Annotated in this window: 16 protein-coding genes; 12 read left to right on the forward strand and 4 right to left on the reverse strand. The window is 69.0% G+C overall.

Annotation, left to right across the window (positions count from 1 at the left end; translation table 11 throughout):
- Positions 1-53 precede the first annotated feature (53 nt).
- From glgB to glgX, 3 genes are all read right to left on the reverse strand, one after another.
- A complete protein-coding gene (glgB, locus tag ITJ67_RS16305) occupies positions 54-2,258 on the reverse strand; it encodes a 1,4-alpha-glucan branching protein GlgB (protein WP_194678342.1) in 2,205 nt (734 codons plus the stop codon).
- A 57-nt stretch (positions 2,259-2,315) separates the two neighbouring features.
- Positions 2,316-4,457, reverse strand: coding sequence for an alpha-1,4-glucan--maltose-1-phosphate maltosyltransferase (locus ITJ67_RS16310; RefSeq protein WP_323741490.1), 2,142 nt, complete (start codon positions 4,455-4,457; stop codon positions 2,316-2,318).
- Positions 4,458-4,648: 191 nt separating this feature from the next.
- Positions 4,649-6,781 (reverse strand): glycogen debranching protein GlgX, encoded by a 2,133-nt coding sequence (gene glgX / locus ITJ67_RS16315; RefSeq protein WP_194678343.1) that lies wholly within the window; start codon positions 6,779-6,781, stop codon positions 4,649-4,651.
- Between the two features lie 120 nt (positions 6,782-6,901).
- Here glgX and ITJ67_RS16320 point away from each other — a divergent pair, with 120 nt between their 5' ends.
- Both ITJ67_RS16320 and ITJ67_RS16325 read left to right on the forward strand, forming a co-directional pair.
- Positions 6,902-8,113, forward strand: coding sequence for a cysteine desulfurase family protein (locus tag ITJ67_RS16320; RefSeq protein ID WP_194678344.1), 1,212 nt, complete (start codon positions 6,902-6,904; stop codon positions 8,111-8,113).
- 77 nt (positions 8,114-8,190) lie between these two features.
- Positions 8,191-10,062 (forward strand): ABC transporter ATP-binding protein, encoded by a 1,872-nt coding sequence (locus ITJ67_RS16325; protein WP_201297735.1) that lies wholly within the window; start codon positions 8,191-8,193, stop codon positions 10,060-10,062.
- A 1-nt stretch (position 10,063) separates the two neighbouring features.
- On the opposite strand, the gene ITJ67_RS16330 is transcribed toward ITJ67_RS16325, so the two are convergent.
- Entirely contained in the window at positions 10,064-11,332 is a 1,269-nt protein-coding gene (locus tag ITJ67_RS16330; RefSeq protein ID WP_160072459.1) for a CynX/NimT family MFS transporter, read from the reverse strand.
- Positions 11,333-11,408: 76 nt separating this feature from the next.
- Between ITJ67_RS16330 and ITJ67_RS16335 the strand changes: the two genes are divergently transcribed.
- The 10 genes from ITJ67_RS16335 to ITJ67_RS16380 all read left to right on the forward strand — a co-directional run bounded on the left by ITJ67_RS16335 (position 11,409) and on the right by ITJ67_RS16380 (position 25,227).
- A complete protein-coding gene (locus ITJ67_RS16335) occupies positions 11,409-12,023 on the forward strand; it encodes a TetR/AcrR family transcriptional regulator (protein WP_160072457.1) in 615 nt (204 codons plus the stop codon).
- Positions 12,020-13,666 (forward strand): MDR family MFS transporter, encoded by a 1,647-nt coding sequence (locus ITJ67_RS16340; protein ID WP_194678345.1) that lies wholly within the window; start codon positions 12,020-12,022, stop codon positions 13,664-13,666. The genes ITJ67_RS16335 and ITJ67_RS16340 overlap by 4 nt, the downstream gene beginning before the upstream one ends.
- Positions 13,667-13,720: 54 nt before the next feature.
- Positions 13,721-14,911 carry a tRNA 2-thiouridine(34) synthase MnmA gene (mnmA, locus tag ITJ67_RS16345; RefSeq protein WP_268893488.1) on the forward strand — a complete coding sequence of 397 codons (1,191 nt, stop codon included), beginning with the start codon at positions 13,721-13,723 and terminating at the stop codon, positions 14,909-14,911.
- The gene (locus ITJ67_RS16350) at positions 14,908-15,384 is read left to right on the forward strand and encodes a hypothetical protein (RefSeq protein WP_160072453.1); all 477 of its coding nucleotides are present in this window, start codon (positions 14,908-14,910) and stop codon (positions 15,382-15,384) included. Before mnmA ends, ITJ67_RS16350 begins: the two co-directional genes overlap by 4 nt.
- Entirely contained in the window at positions 15,381-17,759 is a 2,379-nt protein-coding gene (gene ligA, locus ITJ67_RS16355; protein ID WP_194678346.1) for an NAD-dependent DNA ligase LigA, read from the forward strand. The genes ITJ67_RS16350 and ligA overlap by 4 nt, the downstream gene beginning before the upstream one ends.
- Before the next feature lie 118 nt (positions 17,760-17,877).
- Positions 17,878-20,268, forward strand: a complete 2,391-nt coding sequence (locus ITJ67_RS16360) for a DUF6882 domain-containing protein (protein ID WP_194678347.1) — start codon at positions 17,878-17,880, stop codon at positions 20,266-20,268.
- A gap of 75 nt (positions 20,269-20,343) precedes the next feature.
- Positions 20,344-20,643 carry an Asp-tRNA(Asn)/Glu-tRNA(Gln) amidotransferase subunit GatC gene (gene gatC / locus ITJ67_RS16365; protein ID WP_104298847.1) on the forward strand — a complete coding sequence of 100 codons (300 nt, stop codon included), beginning with the start codon at positions 20,344-20,346 and terminating at the stop codon, positions 20,641-20,643.
- On the forward strand, positions 20,640-22,166 hold the full coding sequence (gene gatA / locus ITJ67_RS16370; RefSeq protein WP_160072447.1) for an Asp-tRNA(Asn)/Glu-tRNA(Gln) amidotransferase subunit GatA: 1,527 nt from the start codon (positions 20,640-20,642) through the stop codon (positions 22,164-22,166). The genes gatC and gatA overlap by 4 nt, the downstream gene beginning before the upstream one ends.
- Positions 22,166-23,680 carry an Asp-tRNA(Asn)/Glu-tRNA(Gln) amidotransferase subunit GatB gene (gene gatB, locus ITJ67_RS16375; protein ID WP_194678348.1) on the forward strand — a complete coding sequence of 505 codons (1,515 nt, stop codon included), beginning with the start codon at positions 22,166-22,168 and terminating at the stop codon, positions 23,678-23,680. The genes gatA and gatB overlap by 1 nt, the downstream gene beginning before the upstream one ends.
- A 107-nt stretch (positions 23,681-23,787) precedes the next feature.
- Complete coding sequence (locus ITJ67_RS16380) at positions 23,788-25,227, forward strand: hypothetical protein (RefSeq protein WP_194678349.1); 1,440 nt, start codon at positions 23,788-23,790, stop codon at positions 25,225-25,227.
- The last annotated feature ends 13 nt before the right edge of the window (positions 25,228-25,240 follow it).

Raw genomic sequence — 25,240 nt, forward strand, 5'->3', positions numbered from 1 at the left:
CCGGATGCGATCTGATCGCATCCGGGCCTCGCTCCGTTGGGCCTGCAGGTCTCCTAGCCCTCGAACTTGAGCCAGACTGCCGCGAGCGGTGGCAGCGTGATGGCCGCCGACTGCGCAAAACCGTGGGACGCGACGTCCTCGGTCGTGACGGATCCGTAGTTGCCGGCTCCCGAACCCGCGTAGGTCTCCGCGTCGGTGTTGAGCACCTCCGACCAGCGCCCTGCGTGCGGCAGGCCGAGGCGGTAGCCACCGATGGCCTGGTTCGAGAAGTTGAAGATCATCGCGACATCTGGAGTGCCGTCGAGGCCACGGCGAGCGAAGGCGAGGACGCTGTTCGCTGCGTCGTCGCCGCTGAGCCACACCATGCCGGACGAGTCGTCGTCGAGCTCCCAGAGCGCGCCCTCGTTCTTCGCGAGACGGTTGAGGTCTCCCACGAGACGCTGGACGCCAGCGTGGCCGGGGTTGTCGAGCTCCCACCAGTCGAGGCCGCGAGACTCGCTCCACTCGGTCTGCTGCGCGAACTCCTGCCCCATGAAGAGCAGCTGCTTGCCCGGGTGACCCCACTGGTATGCCAGGAAGAGGCGCGTACCGGCGAGCTTCTGCCACTCGTCGCCTGGCATCTTCGAGTACAGGGACCCCTTGCCGTGGACGACCTCGTCGTGGCTGATCGGAAGCAGGAACCGCTCGCTCCACGCGTACACGAACGAGAACGTCAGGTCTCCCTGGTGGTGGGAGCGGTAGATGGGGTCGCGCTCGACGTACCTGAGGCTGTCGTTCATCCAGCCCATGTTCCATTTGAGGCCGAAGCCGAGGCCGCCCCATTCGGTTGGCTTCGTGACGCCCGCCCAGCTCGTCGACTCCTCGGCGATCATCGCGATACCGGGGTAGAGCTTGTAGGCCGTCGCGTTGACCTCCTGCAGGAAGGCGATGGCCTCGAGATTCTCGCGCCCGCCGTGGATGTTCGGCACCCACTCCTCGCGCGAGTAGTCGAGGTAGAGGATCGACGCGACGGCGTCGACGCGCAGCCCGTCGATGTGGAACTCCTCGAGCCAGTACAGCGCGTTGGCGACGAGGAAGTTGCGCACCTGGGAGTCACCGAAGTTGAAGACCTTCGTGCCCCAGTCGAGCTGCTCGCCGAGGCGAGGGTCGGCGTGCTCGTAAAGCGCCTGACCATCGAACTCCGCGAGGCCGAAGCTGTCCTTCGGGAAGTGGCCGGGCACCCAGTCCATGATGACGCCGTAGCCGGCCTGGTGAAGCCGGTCGATGAGGTAGCGCAGGTCGTCGGGTGAGCCGAGGCGCGAGGTCGGCGCGTAGTAGCCGGTGACCTGGTAGCCCCACGAGCCGCCGAAGGGGTGCTCCGAGAGCGGCATGAACTCCACGTGGGTGAACTCGAGGCCGTCGAGGTACTCGACGAGCTGGTCGGCGAGCTCGCGGTAGCCGAGTCCGGGACGCCAGGACATGGCGTGGAGCTCGTAGGTGGTCATGGGTCCCGTGTGCGGGTCCTTCTGCGCGCGAGACGTCATCCAGTCGCCGTCGCCCCACTCGTACGTGCTGGGGTTCGCGATGACCGACGCGGTCTGCGGCGGCTGCTCCGCGTGCAGCGCGAGGGGGTCTGCCTTCTCGACCCAGTCGCCGGAGGCGGTGCGGATCTGGAACTTGTAGGTCTCGTGCGGTGTGACGCCTGGCACGAAGAGCTCCCAGATGCCGAGTGCGTCGAGGCGGCGCAGGGCGTGCGCCCGGCCATCCCAGCCGTTGAACGAGCCGATGACGCGCACGGCCTGGGCGTGGGGAGCCCACACGACAAACGAGGTGCCCCAGACGGCGGAGTTGGTGCCCCAGTGCTCGCGGTGGTGGGCGCCGAAGACGTGCCAGAGGCGCTCGTGGCGCCCTTCGCCGAAGAGGAACTGGTCGACCTCGCCCACGACGGGAAGGAAGCGGTAGGGGTCGTCGACGATGTGCGGAACGCCGTCGCTGTAGACCGTCTCGATGCGGTAGTCGTCGAGGCCGTGATCGTGCACACCCTGCCAGATGCCGTGGGCGAGGTGCTGCAGCTCGACCCGCTCGCCGCTGGACTCGAGGATCGCGGTGACGCGCTCTGCGAGGGGGCGACGCGCTCGGATGAGCGTGCTCCCGTCTTCCTGCAGGTGCTGTCCGAGGATCGCGTGCGGGCCGGAGTGCGTGCCCTCGGCGACCGAGCGCAGCTCACCCTCGGGGACGCCGATCGGTGCGGGAGCGGCGGGCTTGAGTTCGTCGGTCATGGTGTTTCCGTTCTCGAGATCGTCCGGTCGCGCCGCCTGGCGAGACCGGACGACGGGTCAGAGTGCCGAATGCCTGACGCGCAGGATGTGCGCGGGGAGGGTGGATGGGTCGAGGCGCACGTAGTTCGCGCCGCCCCAGACCCATTCGTGGCCGCTGAGGAGGTCTTCCACGCCGAACTCCGTGTCGGACGCGAACCCGAACTTCGTCTGGTCGATGTAGACGGTCGCCTCCTCGATACCGGAGTGGTTGAGGTTCACCGCGACGATCACCGTGTTGGAGACGCCGTCGGGGGCGTACTCGGTGGGCAGGTGCTTGGAGAAGACGAGCACGTTCTCGTTGTCGCTGAACTGCACCTCGAAGTTGCGCAGCTGCTGGAGCGCCGGGTTGGCGCGCCTCAGCTCGTTGAGCTTCGTCAGGAGCGGAGCGAGGGAGTAGCCGCTCGCTTCCTGGGCCGCCCAGTCGCGCTGCTTGAACTCGTACTTCTCGTTGTCGATGTTCTCCTCCGAGCCGGGGCGGGCCACGTTCTCGGCGAGCTCGAATCCGGCGTACACCCCCCACAGCGGGGAAGAGGTGGCGGCGACGATCGCTCGGATCTTCGCTGCGTTGCGCCCACCCTTCTGCAGGTACTCGGTGAGGATGTCCGGCGTGTTGACGAAGAAGTTCGGGCGAAGGAAGTCGCTTGACTCCTTCGACACCTCGGTGAGGTACTCCTCGAGCTCCGTCTTCGTGTTGCGCCAGGTGAAGTAGGTGTACGACTGCTGGAAGCCGGCCTTCGCGAGCGCGTGCATGATGGCAGGCCGGGTGAACGCCTCGGCGAGGAAGATGACCTCGGGGTGCTTGGCGTTGACCTCGTGGATCAGCCATTCCCAGAACTGCAGAGGCTTCGTGTGCGGGTTGTCGACGCGGAAGATCTTGACGCCGAGGCCGATCCAGTACTCGACCGTGTCGAGGACCTCCGCGTACAGGCCGTTGCGGTCGCCGTCGAAGTTGATCGGGTAGATGTCCTGGTACTTCTTCGGCGGGTTCTCGGCGTAGGCGATGCTGCCGTCTGGCAGCTGCGTGAACCAATCAGGATGCTCGGCCACCCATGGGTGATCGGGTGTCGCCTGCAGGGCGAGGTCGAGGGCGAGTTCCATGCCGTTCTTCTCGACCTCGCTGACGAAGTACCGGAAGTCCTCGACGGTGCCCAGGTCGGGGTGGATGTCGCGGTGGCCGCCTTCTGCGGACCCGATCGCCCACGGGGAGCCCGGGTCTCCAGGCTCCGTCGTGAGGGAGTTGTTCGGCCCCTTGCGGTTGGTGTGCCCGATCGGGTGGATCGGCGGAACGTAGAGCACGTCGAAGTTCATGGCTGCGACCGCAGGCACTCGCTCGGCGGCGGTGCGGAACGTTCCGGAGGTCCAGCTGCCGTCTGCCGCCTGCCTTGCGCCCTCCGAGCGGGGGAAGAACTCGTACCAGGCTGCGTTTCCGGCGAGCGCGCGGTCGACCTGGATGCTGCGCTTGGCCGAGCGCGTCACGAGGGAGCGGACGGGGTGAGCCTCGACGACCTCCAGCACATCTTCGGCGAGCAGCGAGGCGAGGCGGAACGAGGCGGACCGGGAGGTGAAGCGCGACGCGGTCGCAGCGTCGCGCAGCACGGCGCTCTGATGCGCGGTGAGCTCAGGATTGGTGGCGGCACGGTCGACGACCATCGCGCCGAGCTCGAGCATGACGTCGACATCGATGCCGGCGGGGATCTTGATCTCCGCGTTGTGCTGCCAGGTCGCGAAGTCGTCGTTCCAGGCTTCGACCCACCACTCGTGGGTCCCCGCGGAGGTGACCTGCGCCTCGGCAAGCCAGGAGTCGGTGCCCTTGGGGCCAGGCTGCATGCGGATGCGCGTGGATTCGGCATCTGGCTCTGTGAGCACGAGCTCGACGCCGATGATGTCGTGTCCCTCGCGGAAGGCGACGCAGGAGAAGGGCACGACATCGCCCACGTATCCCTTCGTCGGGAACAGGTTGTCGACGAGCTGCGGCTGCAGGTCGAGGATGGGGATGCGGCCGATCACCGGGACGTAGCCGGAGCCCGGGAAGGCGTCGCCGGTCGGCGGGAGCGCCGTCGCGACGGCCGCGGCTGCTGCCGGCTTCGCCGCTGGAGCCTTCGGCTTGCGCGCCCGGGGTGCCTTGGCCGAGGCGAGCTCGGGCGCTGCCGCTGCGCTCACTGGCGCGTCCTGCGCCGCTGGGGCAGGCTTCGGCGAGGTGCTCGCTCGCTTCGAGGCTGCCCGACGTGGGCGGCTCGGTGGAATCTGGTCGTCTGACGCTGGTGTCGTTGCCACATCCGAACGCTACCAACACCCACCCGCATCGGGGCTGTTCGCGTGTCACGGAATGCGAACGAGCCCCACGCCGTGGGCTAGATGTGGTGGTGTCCCGGCTCGACGTCCACGGCGTAGACCTGCACGGAGGGCCCCTCGAGACCGGTGAGCTGACCGGGGACGAGCACGCGACTGGCGCTGAGTGCCTCGTCCGGGTGCTCGTGCGTCGAATCCCAGAGGAGCCGGTACCCGGTGATCTCGTCGACGGCTGGCGGGCGGAGCGCCGCGTCGTCCTCGCTGCCGTGCACGACGAGCAGGAGCCGGTCGGTGAGCATCCGCACCCCGTCGACGAGCTCTGCGTCGCCCGTGAAGTCGGCATCGGCTTCCGGGATGTAGGCGTCGAGCAGCACCTGGAGGGTTCGCCCGCCCGGCCCCTGCCAGGAGCCGTCGCCCATGGGGTTGCCGAGTGCGTCGAACCACCGGCGCCTGGTGCCGTGCTCGCTGAGCGCGTGCCCGTGGTTGAAGCTGCTCGGACGCAGCACCTGGTGCTGGGAACGCAGCTCGATGAGCCTGCGCGTGTGCGCGAGCTGGGCCAGCTGGACCTCGCTCAGCTCCCAGGAGAACCAGGTGAGGGGCGAATCCTGGTTGTACGGATTGTTGTTTCCCTTCTGCGACCGTGCGACCTCGTCGCCCGCCGTCAGCATGGGCACACCTGCGCTCAGAAGCAGGGTGCCGAGGAGGTTGCGCATGGAGCGCCTGCGCAGCGCCTCGATGTCGCCGCGGTCGCTCGGCCCCTCGACGCCGAAGTTCCAGGAGCGGTTGTCGCCGGTGCCGTCGCGGCCGAGCTCCGCGTTCTGCAGGTTGTGCTTGACGTTGTAGGAGACGAGATCGCGAAGCGTGAAGCCGTCGTGGGCCGTCACGAAGTTGACGGAGGCGAGGGGCCCGCGATCGTCGCTGAACATGTCGGACGAGCCGGCGAGCGAGGTGCTGAACGCGCCAGCCCCCTCAGGATGCACGCCGGAGCTGCGCGCCTCGGCGATGTCCCGAACCCAGAACGAGCGTGCGTGGTCGCGGAAGCTGTCGTTCCATTCCGACCAGTCCTCCGGGAAGTTGCCCGTCTGCCAGCCGCCCATGCCGACGTCCCACGGCTCCGCGATGAGCTTCGTGTCGGCCAGGCGGTCGTCGCTGACGATCGCCTCGAGCAGCGGGTGATGCGTCTCGAAGGCATGGTGCGCATTTCGGCCGAGGGTCGCCGCCAGGTCGAAGCGGAAGCCATCGATGCGGAACTCCTCCACCCAGTACCTGAGCGAGTCGAGGATGAGCTCGCGCACGATCGCCTCCGACGTGTCGAGCGAATTGCCGCAGCCGGTCTGGTCGACCGGGTTGCCGTGCATGTCGTGCCGGTAGTAGGTGGCGTTGTCGAGGCCGCGGAACATGGACGTCTCATCGCCACGCCCACCCTCCGAGGTGTGGTTGTAGACGACGTCGAGGTACACCTCGATGCCTGCCGCGTGCAGGTGCTTGACCATGCCCTTGAACTCGCGCGCGATCGCGTGCGGGCCCGCAGCACGGGCGGCGGGGGAGGCGTAGTCGGCATGCGGGGCGAAGAAGCCGAGCGTGTTGTAGCCCCAGTAGTTCGCCATGCCCTGGCGTCGCAGGAACGACTCGGACGCGAACGCGTGCACGGGAAGCAGCTCCACCGCCGTGACGCCGACCGATTGAAGGTAGTCGATCGTGTCCTCGTGCGCGAGGCCGGCGTAGCTGCCACGCAGGTCTTCCGGCATGTGCGGGGCGAGCTGCGTGAATCCCTTGACGTGCGCCTCGTAGACGACGACGTCGCGTAGGGGGAGCAGCGGCGATCGCACCTGACCCCAGTCGAAGGGCTCGGACTCGACGACCTGGGCAGTCCAGACCGGGACGGCCATGCTGCCGACGTTCGCGACCTGCCTGGCGTATGGCTCGACGAGCAGCCGGTGCTTGTCGAAGGCGTTGGTGCCGCTCGACGGTCCGTCGGCGCGCACGGCGTACCGCTGCCCGTTCACGAGCTCTGCGCATTCTGCCTGCCAGACGCCGCCGGGCATGCTGGCCATCTCGATGGTCCGCGTGACCGTGCCGTCGGCGGCCACGAGGCACAGCGTCATCGAGGTAGCGTGCATCGAGAACACGCGGAGGCGCGCGATTCCCTGGCGATGGGTCACGCCGAGGTCTGAGCGGGTCTGGGAGTCGAGCATGAGGCCTAAACTGTTCGAGTCGAGCGGCCGGGCACCGTCCGGCGGCTTCCTGGTCACATGCGTGCGTCCTGGTGCGCACAGATCGCGCAAGTCTATGTCGAGAGTGAGGCGAGGAGCGAAATGGCCGTTTACCTCGACCACGCTGCGACGACGCCGATGGTGCCGGAAGCGAGGGCTGCGCTGCTCGCCGGACTCGAGCTGACGGGGAATCCATCGTCGATTCACGGCCACGGGCAGGCGGCGAAGCGGATGCTCGAAGGGGCACGAGAGCGCGTCGCGTCAGCGCTCGGCGCAGACCCCATCGAGGTCGTGTTCACCTCTGGCGGGACCGAGGCCATCAACCTAGGCGTCAAGGGCCTCTACTGGTCCAGGCTGCGGCAGCGGCCGACCCGAACGCGCATCCTGGCGCCTCGAGGTGAGCACCATGCGACGGTGGATGCGCTCGAATGGCTCGCCGCGCACGAGGGAGCGGTCATCGACTGGCTGCCTGTCGATGCAGCAGGCCTCGTCGATCTCGAGGTCGCGGCCGCGAGGATGCGCGAGCACGCCGACGAGATCGCCCTGGTCACGGTCATCCTCGCGAACAACGAGGTGGGCTCGGTGCAGCCCGTGCGTGCGCTCGCCGAGCTCGCGAACGAGCAGGGGATTCCCGTGCACGTCGACGCAGTCGCGGCGTTCGGGCACATTCCCGTCTCCGTCCGCGATCTCGGCGTCGCGGCGCTCAGCGTCTCCGCGCACAAGATCGGCGGGCCCGTCGCGATGGGGGCACTCGCCCTCGCGCGTGCCCACACGGTCGAGGCGCTCATCCACGGGGGAGGGCAGCAGCGGGGTGTGCGCTCGGGCACGCAGGACGTGCCGGCGGCGCTCGCCTTCGCAGCGGCCGCCGATGCCGCGATGACCCGCATGGCTGCGGAGGGCGCTCGCCTCGACGGCCTCGCGCTGCAGCTCTCGGAGGGCCTCGCGCGCATTCCGGGCGCACAGCTCCGAGGGGCACGGCTGGACGGCGTGCTCGTCGACCGCGGCGTGGAGGTCAGGGCGCGTGTGCCCGGGAACGTCCACGTCACCTTCGACGGCTGCCAGGGCGACTCGCTGCTCTTCCTGCTCGACATGGCAGGGTTCTCCGTCTCGACGGGCTCGGCCTGCCAGGCCGGCATCGCGGAGCCGTCTCACGTGCTGCTCGGCATGGGCCTCGACGAGCGTGCCGCGCTCAGCGCGCTGCGCTTCACCCTGGGCGCCTCGACGTCTGCTGCGGACATCGACGCCCTCCTCGCAGTGCTGCCAAGGATCGTGGAGCAGGCGCGCACGGCCGGTTTCTCCGACCGCGCCGTCTGATTTCGACCTGTCTCCGCTGAGCGGGCCTCGGCTCTCGCCTCAGTGTCGGCGGATGCGCCTACGCTGACGCCATGACGATGCGAGGCGCTGGAGGCGGGCCCCCTGCTGGAGGCCGCGTGCGCGACGAGTCCGTGCTTCGCGCGGCGAACGAGCAGGCCCCACAGATCGACGACCTGTGGCAGCGGGTCATCCGGCTGTTCTCGCCCTACCGGCGGAAGATCGCCATCGCGCTGGCGCTGGTTCTCGTCACCGCCGCCATCTCGGTGCTACCTCCGCTCCTCACGGAGCAGGCGTTCGATGTCGGCCTGTTCCCGCCCGATGGGGCGGGGCCGAACATCGGCGAGCTGTGGAAGATCGTCGGGCTCATGGCGCTGTTGTGGGTCGCCTCGAGCGCGCTCGGGGTCGTGCAGACCTACTTCACGGCCAGCGTCGGCAACTCGGTCATGGGCGACCTCCGCGTGCGGCTCTTCGAGCACCTCCAGCGCATGGAGCTCGCGTTCTTCACGCGCACGAAGACCGGCGTCATCCAGTCCCGCCTTCAGAACGACGTCGGTGGCGTCGCATCCACGCTGCAGTCGATGATCACGAGCGTCGTCGGGAACATCGTCACCGTCCTCGCAGCCGTCGTCGCGATGGCGCTGCTCTCGTGGCAGCTCACGATCATCGCCTTCGTGCTCATGCCCGCCCTCGTCTGGGCGCAGCGTCGGGTCGGCCAGGTGCGTGCCCGGATCGCGACGAAGACGCAGGAGTCACTCTCCGAGATGACCGCGATCACGCAGGAATCGCTGAGCGTCTCCGGCATCCTGCTCGCGAAGTCGTTCGGTCGTGAGGAGGCCGAGGGGCAGCGGTATCGCGCTGAGAACCTCAAGCAGATCGGCCTCCAGGTCAAGCAGACCATGAGCGGCCAGAGCTTCTTCGCGTTCGTGTCGATCGTGTTCTCGCTCGTTCCCGCGGCCGTCTACATCGTCGCCGCGTACCTCATCACGGGTGGCGTCGATCTCACGGCCGGTGCGATCGTCGCCTTCACGACGGTGCAGACGAGACTCACGATGCCGCTTATCGGACTCATGCGCATCGGTCTCGAGGTGCAGACGTCGAAGGCGCTCTTCGCCCGAATCTTCGAGTACCTCGACCTGGCGCCCGCCATCACGCCCTCGCCCTCGCCAACGCCTCTCGACGAGTCGAAGCTCGGCGAGGTGACGTTCGAGAACGTGTCGTTCCGCTACCCGGACGCCGAGACCGACACAGCCCCGACGCTCGACGACGTCTCGTTCACGGTCCGTCCCGGTGAGTTCGTCGCGTTCGTCGGGCCGAGCGGTGCCGGGAAGACGACCATCGGCTATCTGGTGCCGCGTCTCTACGAGGCGTCATCCGGAGCTGTGAGGTTCGCCGGCACCGACGTGCGAGACCTCGACCACGACGCGCTCATCGCCAACACGGGCATCGTGAGCCAGGAGAGCTACCTGTTCCACGCGTCGATCGCAGAGAATCTGCGCTTCGCGAAGCCCGAGGCGACGCAGGCGGAGATCGAGGATGCATGCCGCCAGGCCAACATCCACGAGACCATCTCGAAGTTCCCCGAGGGGTACGAGACACTGGTGGGGGAGCGAGGGTATCGGCTCTCCGGAGGTGAGAAGCAGCGCGTCGCCATCGCGCGAGTTCTCCTCAAGGACCCGGCCGTCCTGGTCCTCGACGAGGCGACCAGTGCTCTGGATACGCGGTCCGAGCGATTCGTGCAGCGTGCGCTGGACGCCGCATCGCGTGGGCGCACGGTGCTTGCCATCGCGCACCGCCTCTCGACGGTGAAGGACGCCGATGTGATCTGCGTCCTCGACGAGGGCCGCATCGTCGAGCGTGGCAGCCACGCAGAGCTCATGGCCGGCGGCGGGCTCTACGCCGCGCTCCACGAAGAGCAGCGCACCGACGTCGAGCCCGAGCTCGAGTCCTGATTCAGCGGGCCAGCTGGATCTCGTCTTCGATCTTCCACTTGCCAGCAAGCGCTGGCGCGAGTGGGATGACGCCGAGGGTGAGCACGGCGAGGAGGCCGAGCGAGATCGACCAGTTGCCGGTCGCCGTTGCCAGCACGCCGACCGTGAACGGCGCGAGGGCAGCGAGGGCGTAGCCGACGAGCTGGACGAAGCCGCTGAGGATCGCCGAACCGCGCTGGCCCGATGCGCGAAGGCCGATGAGCGTGAGGCAGATGGGGAAGATCAGCTGCCCGAAGCCGATGAGCAGCACCCAGACGACGGGGGCTGCCGTCGGTGCCAGGATGAGGCCCAGGTAGCCGAGCGCGAAGCCGGCTGCCGCGGAGATGAGCGGCCACGTGGTGCCGAGATGCTTGATGACAAGCGGGGTCGCCAGCGAGAGCGGGATGCCCATGGCCGCGAACAGTGAGAGGTAGCCCGCCGCGGCGACCGTGTCTGCCCCCGCCCGTTCCTGCAGGATCGTGGGGAGCCAGCCGAAGCAGCAGTACGCGTTCATCGACGAGATCGCGAAGGTCGTCGCGAGCGCCCATGCCCGCTTGGAGCGCCAGATGGAGCGTGCGGGCCGTGCGGGCCTGCCGTTGGGCAGCGTCACGGCGCCCGTCGTCGGGGGCACATGTCCGCGGGCCGCTCGCACCTGGGCGCGGACGAGGAGGATGAGCCACGGCACGGCTGCCGAGGCCGCGACGATGCCCCACATCGAGAGCGAGGTCCGCCAGCCTGAGGCCAGGGCGACGGGCGCCGCCAGCAGCGGAGGCAGCATCGTGCCGAGCGCGACGACGATCGCGTAGGTGGAGGTCATGACCGGGATGCGCGACCGGAAGTACGTGACGACGACCGGTGGCAGGAGGATGTTGCCGATGCCCATGCCGAGGAGGGCGATGCCGCTGCCGCCGAGGAGGGTGGGGACGTTGGGGGCCGATCCTCGGAGCAGGTGCCCGGCGATGATGGCGGCCAGGGCGAGGACGATGAGCAGCTCGAGGCGCACGCGACGCAGCAGCCACGGGGTGATGAGGCCCGCGAGGGCGAAGGCGACGGGAGGCAGCATCGTGAGGAGCCCGGTGGTGGCGCCCTGGAGCGGGAGATCGACGGAGATGAGGTCGAAGATCGGCGAGGCGTTGGTGACGGCGGTCCTCAGGTTCAGTGCGAGGAGCACCAGCGCGAGGACGGCGAGTGCCGTCCAGAACCACGGGGACCGTGCGCTGCCTGAGGGGTTTGGAGCGGGGAGAGACGACACGAGGTGCCACTGTACCCAGGACCTGCACAGGAAAGTTGCACTTGTGAAACTTTGCACTCATGCATATTGTTGAGTGGTGTCGAACCCAGCCCTCTCCCTCCGCGAACGCAACCGCATCGACTGCTGGCACGCCATCCACGATGCCGCTGCCGACCTCACGATCGAGCGGGGCCTCGACGAGACCACGATCGATGCGATCAGCGATCGCGCCGGCGTCTCGCGCCGAACCTTCTTCAACTACTTCCCGAGCAAAGAGGATGCGGTGCTCGGCATGCAGGCACCGACCCTGCCCGACGGCGCCCTCGAGGACTTCCGCGCAAGCGCGGGTGACTCGTTCGGCCGAACGATGCGGCTCATGCTGGCTGTCCTCGATTCGGCGATCCCCGACCACGACGACTTCCCACGGCGTCGCACGCTCGCGGATCAGAACCCAGTGCTCGAGGAGCGCCTCAGGCGCCACATCAGCGCGGCGGAGGACATCGTGCTCGCGATCCTGACCGAGCAGGACGGCGACAGCTCGACGGAGCCGCTGCCTGACGGCATCGAGTCCGCCAAGGCACTTCTTTCGCTCGCCGCCACCATCCTTCGCTTCACCAGCCGGAACGACCCCCACGGCATCCTGGTCGACCGGGAAGCCGCCATCAACCGCTCTATCGACGTATTCAGGAAAGCGATCTCAGAATCCCTATGACGACTCCCCCCAGCATCGATTCGCAGGCCCGCGCCGACGCCGAGACCGGCACAGGCACAGGCACCGGCGTGGGCGACGGCGCGCGCGCAGCGAGGCCCGCGGCTGGCGCGACGACCGGCACGTCCCACAAGCGGAGCATCGTTCCGCTCTTCCTTGGCCTGATGGTCACGATGCTCATGGCGTCGCTCAACAACACGGTCCTCTCCAGCGCCATGCCGACCATCGTGGGGGAGCTCCACGGAGTCGAGCACATGAGCTGGGTCGTGACGTCGTTCATCCTGGCGTCGACCGTCATGATGCCCGTCTACGGCAACCTCTCCGACCTGTTCGGACGCAAGCCGCTGCTGCTCATCGCGATCGGGCTGTTCATCGCCGGCTCGGTGCTCGGTGGCCTGGCTCCCTCGATCGAGCTGCTCATCGGCGCGCGCATCGTCCAGGGGCTCGGCGGCGGAGGGCTCATGATCCTGTCGCAGGCCGCCATCGCCGACGTCGTCCCCGCGCGCGAGCGTGGCAAGTACATGGGGGTCATGGGCGCAGTCTTCGCCTTCTCCTCCGTGGCGGGCCCGCTGCTCGGTGGTTGGTTCACGGAAGGGCCAGGATGGCGCTGGGTGTTCTGGATCAACCTGCCGCTCGGTGCTCTGGCGCTGCTGGCGACGATCTTCCTCCTTCGGCTCCCCAAGCGCCCCGCGCAGGAGCGCACTCGGATCGATGTCAGCGGCATGGCCCTCATCTCCCTCGCCACGACGGCGCTCGTGCTCGTCGGAACGTGGGGCGGGTCGCAGTACGCGTGGACGTCGCCGACGATCCTGCTGCTCGCGGCGCTTGCCATCGTCTCGGCCACGGCCTTCGTCTTCGTGGAGCGCGGCGCCGCAAACCCGATCATGCCGCTCGGCATGTTCCGCGACCGCAACTTCATCCTGACCACGATCGCCAGCCTCTCCACGGGTGTCATCATGTTCGGCACGCTCGGCTACATGCCGACCTACCTGCAGATGGTGACGGGTTCCGGACCCACGGTGTCCGGCCTCCTCATGACCCCCATGATGGGTGCGCTGCTGATCACGTCGATCCTGAGCGGCCAGTACGTCTCACGCACGGGCCGCTACAAGTGGGTGCCCATCGCGGGGTCCGCCGTGCTCGGTGCCGGGCTCCTGGTGCTCTCGTTCGTCACGGTCGACAGCCCGGTCTGGATGATCTGCGTCGCGCTCGGCATCATGGGAATCGGACTCGGCGGGAGCATGCAGCTGCTCACGCTCATCGTGCAGAACTCGTTCCCCGCTCGCATCGTGGGCACCGCGACGGCGGCCAACAACTACTTCCGCCAGGTCGGCGCGACGCTCGGCTCCGCGGTTGTGGGCTCGGTCTTCGCAGCGCGGCTGACGCAGATGGTGGCCGACCGTCTCCCGGACGGGGCTGCCGCCGAGGATGGAGCGAGCTCCTTCACGCCGGCGGCGATCGCTGAGCTGCCCGATCAGCTCAGGGCCATCATCGTCGGCTCGTACAACGAGGCGCTCATCCCGATCTTCCTCGCGCTTGTGCCCCTGACGGTCATCTCCATCATCGCGCTGTCCTTCCTGAAGGAGAAGCCGCTCGCGACCGGTGCTGAGCCGGCCACGACAACCTCGGCGACGCACGTCGGCTGACGCCGCCTGTTCCGCACACGGGGCGGTGTCGGAGGCCCGACGTACACTTATCCGGTGAAAGTTCTAGCCGCCATGAGCGGCGGGGTCGATTCCGCCGTTGCAGCAGCCCGAGCCGTCGAGGCCGGGCACGAAGTCATCGGCGTGCACCTCGCGCTCTCCCGAATGCCAGGCACGCTTCGCACGGGGTCTCGAGGGTGCTGCACCATCGAGGACTCGATGGACGCCCGTCGTGCCGCCGACCTCCTCGGCATCCCGTTCTACGTGTGGGACTTCTCCGAGCGGTTCAAGCTCGACGTCGTCGACGACTTCATCGCGGAGTACAGTGCCGGCCGCACGCCGAATCCCTGCATGCGCTGCAACGAGAAGATCAAGTTCGCAGCGCTCCTGGAGAAGGCCATCGACCTCGGGTTCGATGCTGTGTGCACCGGGCACTATGCCACCCTCGCGACGGGCGAGGACGGACTCGTCGAACTGCACCGAGCGAGTGCCTGGGCGAAAGACCAGTCGTATGTGCTCGGCGTGCTCACCCAGCAGCAGCTCGAGCACTGCTACTTCCCGCTCGGAGACACGCCCTCCAAGGACCTCGTCCGTGCGGAGGCCGCCGAGCGTGGAATCAGCGTCGCGCAGAAGCCCGACTCGCACGACATCTGCTTCATCCCCGACGGTGATACCAGGGGATGGCTCGGTGACCGCATCGGTACCGCGACCGGCGAGGTCGTCGACAGCGGCGGGGCGAAGCTCGGCGAGCACGACGGAGCGACGGCGTACACCGTCGGCCAGCGCAAGGGGCTCCGGCTCGGCGTTCCAGCCCCGGACGGGAAGCCGCGGTTCGTGCTCGAGATCCGGCCGAAGACCAACGAGGTCGTCGTGGGGCCGAAGGAGGCGCTCAACATCGCGGAGATCGCCGGCCAGCGGATGAGCTGGACGGGCGCCGCGAAGACGGAGGCCGACGGCGCGTTCCGCTGCGACGTCCAGATCCGCGCCCACGCCGATCCGGTCCCCGCCACCGCGCGCGTGAGCACGAGCGCTGCGAGCACGCGCGACGACGCCACCATCCCGGGCGTCGAGTGGAGCGTGGTCGTCGACGAGCCGCTTGTCGGCGTCGCACCGGGCCAGACTGCCGTGGTCTACGTCGGCACGAGCGTGCTCGGCCAGTTCACGATCGACCGAACCGTGAGCGCCGTGCAGGAGAGCACCGCGCAAGATGGCGTTGCAGGCAGCGCAGACGGGCAGGAGGCGGCATGAGCAAGCAGGCTGAGGGCTCGGTCCTGAAAGACGGTGAGGCGATGGACATGCTCACCGACCGAGCAGAACGCTGGGCGGCGAAGTACAAGAACCTCTCCGACTCGGAGCGCTGGCGCAGTGACTACGACGAGCACTTCGAGGCGCCAGCCCTCCAGCTCGCGAAGCGCTGCACCCTCGAGGCGCGCCCGTTCGGAGCGAAGGACTGGATCCTCGCCCTCGTGCTCTGGTTCCTCATCGGCGGCACGGTGTTCCTCGCCTCGAACTTCCTCATGCAGCTCGAACCCACCTGGCAGATCGTGTTCGCCGTCTTCGCGGTGCTCATCGCCGTCGTCGGCATCGTGCAGAGCTACCTCGAGACGACCAGCGAGCGGCGCGCAGCCAAGCGCCTCGCGGGCAAGAAGGACTGGCTCCTCTCGGTGAGCCGCAAGGCCGCGATGGCGACGCTCAGCTCCCGCGCAGGAGCGACAGCGTGACGAGCTTCGACGATGCACGGGAGCGCGTCGCCGAGGTGCGGGAGCTCGTCGCCGAGTACCAGGCGGCGTACTACGAGCGCGACGCGCAGCTCGTCTCCGATGCCGAGTACGACACCCTCGTCCGCGAGCTCGACGAGCTGGAGCGCGAGCATCCCGAGCTGCAGTCGCAGGACTCCCCGACACAGACGGTCGGCGGCGGCGTCGCTGACGGCCTGCGGCCCATCGAGCATGCGGAGCGCATGCTCTCCCTCGACAACGTCTTCTCGATCGAGGAGCTGCGCGAGTGGTGCGCCAAGACGGAGGCGGCCGCGGGTCGCCGAGTCGCCTGGCTCACGGAGCTGAAAATCGACGGGCTCGCCATCGCCCTGCGCTACGAGCGCGGCAAGCTCGTCACCGCGGCAACCCGCGGTGACGGCCGCACGGGCGAGGAAGTCACGCAGAACGCGCTGCAGATCGACGGCATCCCCGAAGCGCTCGCGGGGGAGGGGCATCCGCCGATCGTCGAGGTCCGCGGCGAGGTGTTCATCCCGGTCGCCGCGTTCACGCAGCTCAACGAGTTCCAGGCGTCGCTGCGCCCCCGTGCCGTCGACGAGTACCGGGCGAGGTGGGAAGCCCGGCCCGCCGCCACGCGCGGTGAGTTCGACGAACAGGCCGAGCTGGAGAGGGCCACGAAGCGTTTCCCCGACTTCGCGAACCCGCGCAACGCGGCCAGCGGAGGCCTGCGGCAGCAGCTCGAGAAGAAGAGCGGCCTCGAGCGCGAGGCCGGTGAGCTCCGACTCCACTCCCTGCGGATGTACGTCCACGGGATCGGCGCGTGGCCCTCACCACCAGTCGATTCTCAGAGTCAGGTCTACGAGCTCCTGGCCGGATGGGGCCTGCCCGTCACCCCGTACGCCAAGGTCGCCGAGGCGGTCGACGATGTCGTCGACTTCGTCGAGCACTACGGGGCCGAACGCCACTCCGTCGAGCACGAGCTGGACGGCATCGTCGTGAAGGTCGACGAGCTCGAGCTGCACGACGAGCTCGGCATGACCAGTCGCGCGCCGCGCTGGGCCATCGCCTACAAGTACCCGCCAGAAGAGGTGCACACGAAGCTCCTCGACATCGCGGCGAGCGTTGGGCGCACCGGGCGCGTCACGCCCTTCGCGATCATGGCACCCGTCAAGGTGGCGGGCAGCGTCGTGCGGATGGCAACCCTCCACAACCAGGACGTCGTGCGGGTCAAGGGCGTCAAGATCGGCGACACGGTCGTGCTGCGCAAGGCCGGAGACGTCATCCCGGAGGTGCTCGGACCGGTGCTCGAGCTGCGCGGAGACGACGTGCGCGACTTCGTCATGCCGAGCGATTGCCCGGAGTGCGGGACCCCGCTGCGTCCCATGAAGGAGGGCGACGTCGACCTGCGCTGCCCGAACGCCCGCTCATGTCCGGCCCAGGTCCGAGGCCGAGTCGAGCACATCGGCTCGCGCGGGGGGCTCGACATCGATGCGCTCGGTGAGGTGACCGCCGCAGCGCTGACCCAGCCGACGGTGCCCGAGCTGCCACCGCTTGAGACCGAGGCCCGCCTCTTCGCGCTCACCCTCGAGGAGATCGTCCCCATCGAGGTCGTCGTCCGCGACTCCGAGACGGGAGAGCCGAAGACCGACAGTGAGACGGGCGAGCTCATCCGCAGGGCTCCGTTCCAGAAGGTCTCGCTCGTCTACCCGCCGGGCTCTGAGGAGATGACGCCGGCCGAACGACGCAAGGCCGGAATCAAGAAGGACTTCAGGCTCGTCGAGCCTTCCAAGCAGGCGACGACCCTCCTCGAGCAGCTCGAGGTCGCCAAGACGAAAGACCTCTGGCGTCAGCTCGTCTCGCTCAACATCCGCCACGTCGGACCAGTTGCCGCCCGGGCACTCGCGGACTGGTTCGGTTCCCTCGAGGCGATCGAGGCGGCTCCGGCCGAGGAGCTCGCCCAGGTCGAGGGCGTCGGTCCGACCATCGCGGACGCGATCGTCGAGTGGCTCGCGGAAGACTGGCACCGTGACATCGTCGAGGCCTGGCGGGCTGCCGGTGTGCGCTTCGCGACGCCGGACCATCCGGGTCCCGGCGCGCGGACCAGCACCGAGGGGCCGCTCTCTGGCCTGAGCGTCGTGGCGACGGGAACCCTCGAGGGGTTCACGCGGGACGGGGCCAAGGAGGCGATCATCGCCGCTGGTGGGAAGGCCGCTGGCAGCGTGTCTAAGAAGACCGACTTCGTCGCGGCAGGGCCCGGAGCGGGCTCGAAGCTGACGAAGGCCGAGGAGCTCGGCATCCCCATCCTCGACGCGGACGGCTTCCGGCTGCTCCTCGAAGGCGGACCCAGCGCGGTCGAGCACCTGCGAGTCAACGCGGAATGAGAGCTCGGCGCGCACCGACGACAGGAAGCGGACTCCGAGGCGGCGGACCGGTCGCTCGGCTACAGTGTGCAGGCCGTGGCAATGGCTCGCCGCGGGGGAACGGGGAACCATGCTCAGCGTGAGCTTGCAAGATCTGGCGGACGACGCCGCCATCCTCCACTTCGACGCGCACGCGCAGCTCACGGAGCAGCTCGGCGACGCCGGATGGGACGTCGACCTCACCGCCCCGTCGATCACGTATCAGACCCAACCCGCCGCGACGGTGCTTCCGGTGCAGCTCATCGGCAGCGTCGCGCAGAGCGCCGGCACGTGGATGTGGGGCTGGAACAACGTCAACGGCTTCCCGGAGCAGGCCATCGAGCTTGCCGGCCGGGTGCGTTCGTTTGTGCTCGACGGCGGGCCAGAGCAGCTCTCCTCGTCGGTCGTGAAGACCGACGAGGCGTCTCCGCTTCACCTTGTCCTCGCGGCCAAGGCGCTGACGCGTTCGCGCGACAGCGTCGTCGTCGAAGCGGCTCCCGGCGTTCAGGTGCACCTCATGGTGCAGGCGGGGCCCGACGCGGCCACAACAGCAGAACGCGCGACGCGCGCCATCCTCGACGCCGTCGACGCGGGTGTCCTGGGCGACCACGTGCGTGCTCTGCACTCCTACGCGGCGCGGACGCACTCGCAGCTCCAGCGCACGGGAGCCTCCAGCTACGAGTTGGCGACCGGCGACGGGCTGGTCGAGATCACACTCGACGACGCCCAGCAGGTGCTCGTGGTGCGCGTGGCGCCCGCCGCCGCGGTCCCAACCGGAGACGACACTGCTCCCGAGGCCGCAGTCGAGCCTGCACCCTTTTCTGAGCACGAGCCGATTCCGGAGCCTGAGCCCCTTCTGGAGCCCGAGCACGCTCGTGAGCCCGCGCCCAGTTCAGAGCCTGCGCCCGCTCCGGATTCCGGTGTCGAGCACAGCACCGCCGCGGACCCCGATCCGGCTCCCGAATCAGTCGCGGAGGCAGCCTCCCATTCGCTGACCGTTCCATCGACCACCCTCGACTCGCACACCGACGTCGAGCAGGGCCCCGTGACCGAGACGTCACCGGACAGCCAAGCTCCAGTCGAGCTGCCCGCCAGCCCCACCGCTTCCTCGACGGATGCGCCGCCGGCGCCGCCTCGCGAGGAGCCGTCGTTCGACGCCCACCAGCCCGCGCCCGTCCCGGTCGTGCCGCCGGCGGGGCTCCCGACGCCGCCTCCGCCCGTCGTGCCGGCTTCGGCTCCGTACGTGCCCATCCCGCAGCGACGCGAGCAGCCGAGCGCGGCGTCGGCGTCGCGAGCGCCAGAAACCTCCTCGGCAGTCGAGCAGCAGCAGGCGCCAAGCGCCCCCTGGCAGCCCTTCGACGCCTCGCCCCGGTGGGAGCGCACACCAGCATCCGCCGTCGCTCCTCCCAACGGCGGACCTCCGCCCGTGCCAGCACCTGCGCCGGGTGAGGGTGCGGCCCAGGGGTTCCTGCCGCCGCACCTGGCCAACCCACCGCAGGTGGCTCAGCCGACGCAGTTCGGGCAGCCGAGTAACCCGGGCCAGCCTCCTCGTCAGGGCTGGCCGCAGCCAGGCGCCCAGCCCGGGCCTGGCCAAGGCCAGGGAGCGTGGCAGCAACCTCAGCCGCAGCAGAATCCCGGACAGACCTACCCGGCAGGGCAGCCATTCCCAGGTCAGCAGGCGCCGGGACGGCAGTTCCCGGGCCAGCAGGCGCCCGCACAGCAGTTCCCGGGGCAGCAGAATCAGGGATCCCAGGGCCAGTGGCTGCCTGGCTCGGCAGGCGGCTACCAGCCTCAGGCTCCCTGGGGCGGAGCGAGCGCCGGACAGGGTCAGCAGCCAGGGCCGCAGGGCCAGCAGGGGTATCCGCCGCAGGGTCAGCCGCCGCAGCAGGGGGGCTCCTGGCAGCGCCAGCAGGGGCAGCAGCCGGCAGTCGGCAACGACTTCGGCCGTGCGCCGTACCAGCAGCAGCGTGACCCACGCCAGGGCCAGCCGCAGTATCCAGGTCAGCCCAACCAGGGTCAGCCCAACCCGGGTCAGCCCAACCAGGGTCAGCCCAACCCGGGCCAGCCGTACCCCGGACAGCCGTACCCCGGACAGCAGCAGCCGGGCCAGCCGTACCCGGGCAATCCCAACCCTGGCCCCGGGGGCTTCGATCCCCGCCAGCAGGGCGGCCTGCAGCAGTTCCCGCAGACGCGCGCCCCACAGCAGAGCCAGCAGCCGGGCGGATGGAACGGCCAGCCTCCGCACGCGCAACCCCAGCCAGGACAGCCGCCCTACCAGGGGCAACCGCAGTATCTGGGACAGCCGCAGTACCCGGGGCAACAGCCAGGCCAGTCAGGCCAGCTGCCTTACCCTGCGCAGCCGCCCTACCAGGGTCAGCCGCAGTACCCGGGACAGCAGCCCGCCCAGCCGGGGCAGCCCGGATACGACCCCCGCTGGCAGGGCAATGGGCCATCGTCCCAGCCTCCCCAGCAGCAGCCACCACGCCAGTAGCCACGGATGGAGCACGGCCGCGTCAGCACGCGGCCTAGACTTGTCCAGCCCTGGCCGACTCACTATCGGAGACGAATGACCGACATCACTGCCGCCGACGTTGAGCACCTCGCTCAGCTCGCGCGCATCGACCTCGCCGAAGGCGAGATCGAGCGCGTCACCGGCGAACTCATCGAGATCCAGCACCTCATCCAGAAAGTGCAGGAGGTCGCGACGCCTGACGTCAAGGTGACGACCCACCCCATCGCCATGCACAACGTGACGCGAGCCGACGAGGTCGGTGAGCCGCTGGACCGCGACGCCGCACTCGCAGGTGCGCCGGACAGCGACGGAACTCGCTTCCGCGTGACCGCGATCCTGGGGGAAGAGCAGTGAGCACCGACATCACGCGCCTGAGCGCGACCGACCTCGCCGCGGCGATCGCCGACGGCAGCATCAGCTCCATCGAGGCGACCACCGCGCACCTCGAGCGCATCGAGGCAGTCGACGGAGACGTCCACGCCTTCCTCCACGTCGACGCCGACTCCGCGCTCGCCGCTGCCGGACGTGTCGACGCGAAGCGCCACGCGGGGGAGAAGCTCTCACCGCTGGCCGGCGTCCCCGTCGCAGTCAAGGACAACATCGCGACCAAGGGCACCCCGACGACCGCAGGCTCGCGCATCCTCGAAGGGTGGGTGCCTCCGTACGACGCGACCGTCGTCGAGCGTCTCCGCGACAACGACCTCGTCATCATCGGCAAGACCAACCTCGACGAGTTCGCGATGGGCTCCTCCACGGAGCACTCCGCCTACGGGCCGACCCACAACCCGTGGGACCTCGAGCGCATCCCAGGCGGGTCCGGTGGCGGTTCTGCCGCTGCCGTCGCCGCCTACGAGGCGCCCCTCGCGCTCGGCACCGACACGGGCGGGTCCATCCGTCAGCCCGCATCCGTCACCGGAACCGTCGGCATGAAGCCCACCTACGGTGGCGTGAGCCGCTACGGTGCGCTTGCGCTCGGCTCGTCGCTCGACCAGATCGGGCCGGCAGCACGCGGCGTGCTCGACACCGCCGCACTGCACGACGTCCTCGCAGGCCACGACCGACGCGACTCGACCTCCCTCACGGGCGAGTGGCCGTCGTTCACGCAGGCGGCGCTGGCGGGCCGAGCGGACGACTCCGTCCGTGGCCTCCGCATCGGCGTCCCCAAGCAGATCGCCGACGGAGCCGGCTTCGAGGCCGGCGTCACGCAGCGATTCCAGGAGGCGCTCGCAGCCCTCGAGGAACGCGGCGCGATCATCTCCTGGATCGAGACCCCGCACTTCGAGTACGCCGTGGCCGCGTACTACCTGATCATGCCAGCGGAGGCCTCCAGCAACCTCGCGCGCTACGACTCCGTGCGCTTCGGCCTGCGGGTCACCGACCCCTCGGGGACCACCGTCGAGCGAGTCATGTCCGCGACGCGCAGCAAGGGCTTCGGCGACGAAGCCAAGCGTCGCATCCTCCTCGGCACGTACGCGCTCTCCGCCGGCTACTACGACGCGTTCTACGGCTCGGCGCAGAAGGTGCGCACACTCGTGCAGCAGGACTTCGCCGCCGCGTTCGCCGAGGTCGACGTGCTCGCAGCACCCACCTCGCCGACGACCGCCTACAAACTCGGCGAGAAGGCGGAAGACCCGACGGCCATGTACCTGGCCGACCTCACGACGATCCCGGCGAACCTCGCCGGCGTCCCCGGCATCTCCGTTCCGGGCGGCCTCGCGCCGGAGAACGGCCTGCCCGTCGGCATCCAGTTCATGGCAGCCGCCCGTGACGACGCGCGCCTCTACACGGTGGCCGCGGCACTCGAACAGACTCTCGAAGACCGCTGGGGTGGGCCCCTGCTCTCGCAGGCCCCCCAGCTGAAGGCAGGTGCACGCTGATGGCCAAGCCAGAGCTCATGGACTACGACCGCGCACTCGAACTCTACGAGCCCGTCATCGGTCTCGAGGTGCACGTCGAACTCGGCACCAAGACCAAGATGTTCTCGGACACCCCGAACCACTCGGGCAACGAGGTGGGCGGAGAGCCCAACACCAACATCGGGCCCGTCGATCTCGGCCTCCCGGGCACCCTGCCCGTCGTCAACGAGCAGGCAGTCCGCTACTCGATCGCACTCGGGCTCGCGCTCGGCTGCGAGATCGCGGAGGTCTCGGGCTTCGCTCGGAAGAACTACTTCTACCCGGACAACCCGAAGAACTACCAGATCTCGCAGTACGACGACCCCATCGCGTTCGACGGCGAGGTCGAGGTGGAGCTGGAAGACGGCACCGTGTTCCACGTGCCCATCGAGCGCGCCCACATGGAAGAGGATGCAGGGAAGCTGACCCACGTCGGCGGCTCCACCGGGCGCATCCAGGGTGCCGAGTACTCCCTGGTCGACTACAACCGCGCTGGCGTCCCCCTCGTCGAGATCGTGACGCGGCCCATTTTCGGCGGCGAAGCGCAGACTCCGCAGCTCGCGGCGGCCTACGTCTCGACGATCCGAGACATCGTTCGCGCCCTCGGCGTCTCCGAGGCCCGCATGGAACGTGGAAATCTCCGCTGTGACGCGAACGTCTCGCTGCGTCCGCGCGGTGAGGAGAAGCTCGGTACCCGCACGGAGACGAAGAACGTCAACTCCTTCCGGTCCATCGAGCGAGCCGTCCGCTACGAGATCCAGCGCCAGGCCGCGCTCCTCGCGGCAGGGGGCAGCATCACGCAGGAGACTCGACACTGGCACGAGGACACGGGACGCACCTCGTCCGGTCGTCCGAAGTCGGATGCCGACGACTACCGGTACTTCCCGGAGCCCGACCTCATGCCGCTGCGCCCGAGCCGCGAGCTGGTCGAGGAGCTGCGCGCCACGCTCCCAGAGGCACCCGTCGCTCGCCGTCGCCGCCTCAAGGCGGAGTGGGGCTTCGCCGACCAGGAGTTCCAGGACATCGCCAACGCGGGCCTCCTCGACGTCGTCCACGCGACCGTTGCCGCCGGCGCCACGGCTGCCGGTGCGAAGAAGTGGTGGATGGGCGAGCTCTCGCGCATCGCCAACGACCGCGGCGTGCAGGCGACCGACCTCGCGACGCCGGCGCAGATCGCGGAGCTCGACGGGCTCATCACCGCGGGCACCGTCAACGACCGACTCGCGCGAGACGTGCTCGAGGGTGTGCTCGCAGGCGAGGGGTCACCCGCGGAGGTCGTCGAGTCACGTGGACTCGCCGTCGTCAGCGATGACGGTCCGCTCATCGAGGCCATCGACGCTGCCCTCGCGCAGCAGCCCGACGTGCTCGCCAAGATCCGCGACGGCAAGGTGCAGGCCGCAGGCGCCGTCATCGGGGCCGTCATGAAGGCGATGAGGGGCAAGGCAGACGCGGCACGTGTGCGCGAGCTCGTGTTGGAGCGCGCGCAGAACTCGTAGGACCTACGTCGTACACCGAGGAATTGTCGGGCACGACTGAGGTGCCTCTGTGGCTCTGGCGCTAGCGTCAGAGCCACAGAGCCTCGGTGAACGGAGCAGTGAGTCGTATGGGCAAGAAGTCGAACAAGAAGTCAGGCAAGAACACGCCGGTCGAGCGACCCGACGCCACCCAGGGCGGCCCTCGGGCGAAGGTCAAGAAGGAGCGCGTGCAGCCGCCCAAGACGGTGCTGCGGCCGGCTTCCCTCGAAGACGTGGCCGCGACGTCAGCTGCCGAGCCCGTCGCCGCGGCAGAGCCCAAGGGCAAGAAGCAGCACGCCGAGTCCGCCACGAAGAGCAAGTCGGACAAGAAGGCCAAGTCGGACAAGAAAGCCAAGTCAGACAAGAAGAGCAAGTCGGACAAGAAAGCGAAATCGGACGAAAAGGCGAAGTCGGGCAAGAAGAGCAAGATCGGCAAGCCCGGCCGCGAAGCCAAGCAGATCGGCAAGAGCTCCCTCGAGCAGGACTCGTCTGCCGAGAAGTCTCGCGCGTCAGCTCCGGACGACGGGCTCAGCGCGACACCGCAGCCTGAAGTACAGAAGCCAGGCGCGAAGACGCCAGGCAGCTCCGCTCCCGCAGCTGGCAAGAAGAAGCCGGGCAAAACCGAACCGAGCGCGCGTGAGCGCACCGTTCGCGACGCGGCGCTGCTCTCCGACGAGGGCGACGAGGCGCACGGTTTCGCACGCCTCATCCGCGCCATCCCTGGCATCGTTGCGCTTGTCGAGCAGCACGACACCTCCGTGCACCGTGCGGTCTTCGATACCTACGTGACCGCCGTCGTCGAGTTCGGCGTCGATGCGGCAGATCTCTCTCCCATCGACATCCGCACGGTGGCCCCCGATGCGCCGACGGTGGACGAGGCGCCCACCAGGTCGTCCGGCCGGAGCGGCTCCGGTGCCGCCAGCGTCGATTCGGGGGCGCAGTCCAGCGCCAGACGCGCGCGCCGCCCCTCCGGGATCAACAGCGCCAAGACCCCGGAAGCCGTCTCGCCCGCGTCCGCGACCGGTGCGCCGGTGCGAGTCGAGGATGAAGCGGCGAAGCCCGGCCGGGTGCGAAACCCGGGCTCGTCCGTGCGCGCATCGACTCGAGTCCGTGCTGGTCAAGGGCGAGCGTCCGCTGCAGGACGCGCCGACGACTCAGCCCCAGACAGCCTCGGTGGGAGCACCAGCACCCCCATCGCATCCCGCACGAGGGCGGGCGCGCGCGGCGCCGCGTCGAGCCGATCCCGTGCCGCCTCGCAGGCGAGGCGTAGTCTCGACGACCTCGCTTCCGACCTCAAGCCGACGAACAACGGGCAGCGCATCGCGATCGCGGTCGCCGCCATCCTCAGCGCCGATGGTGAGGTCTCCGCGGCAGCGATCGCCAACGCGTTCGAGCGCATGACGTGGCGTGTCCCCGTCAACCTCGCCGCATCGGTCCGGCAGGCAGCACGAGCCGGCCTGATCGAGCTCGAAGGCCCCACGGGGACCCGCCTGAGTGAAGACGGCGAACGGTACGTCGCAGGGGGCTGAGCGCCTCCCGAGG

This window comes from Pseudoclavibacter sp. VKM Ac-2867 (genome assembly GCF_015351275.1).
GTDB lineage: Bacteria > Actinomycetota > Actinomycetes > Actinomycetales > Microbacteriaceae > Pseudoclavibacter.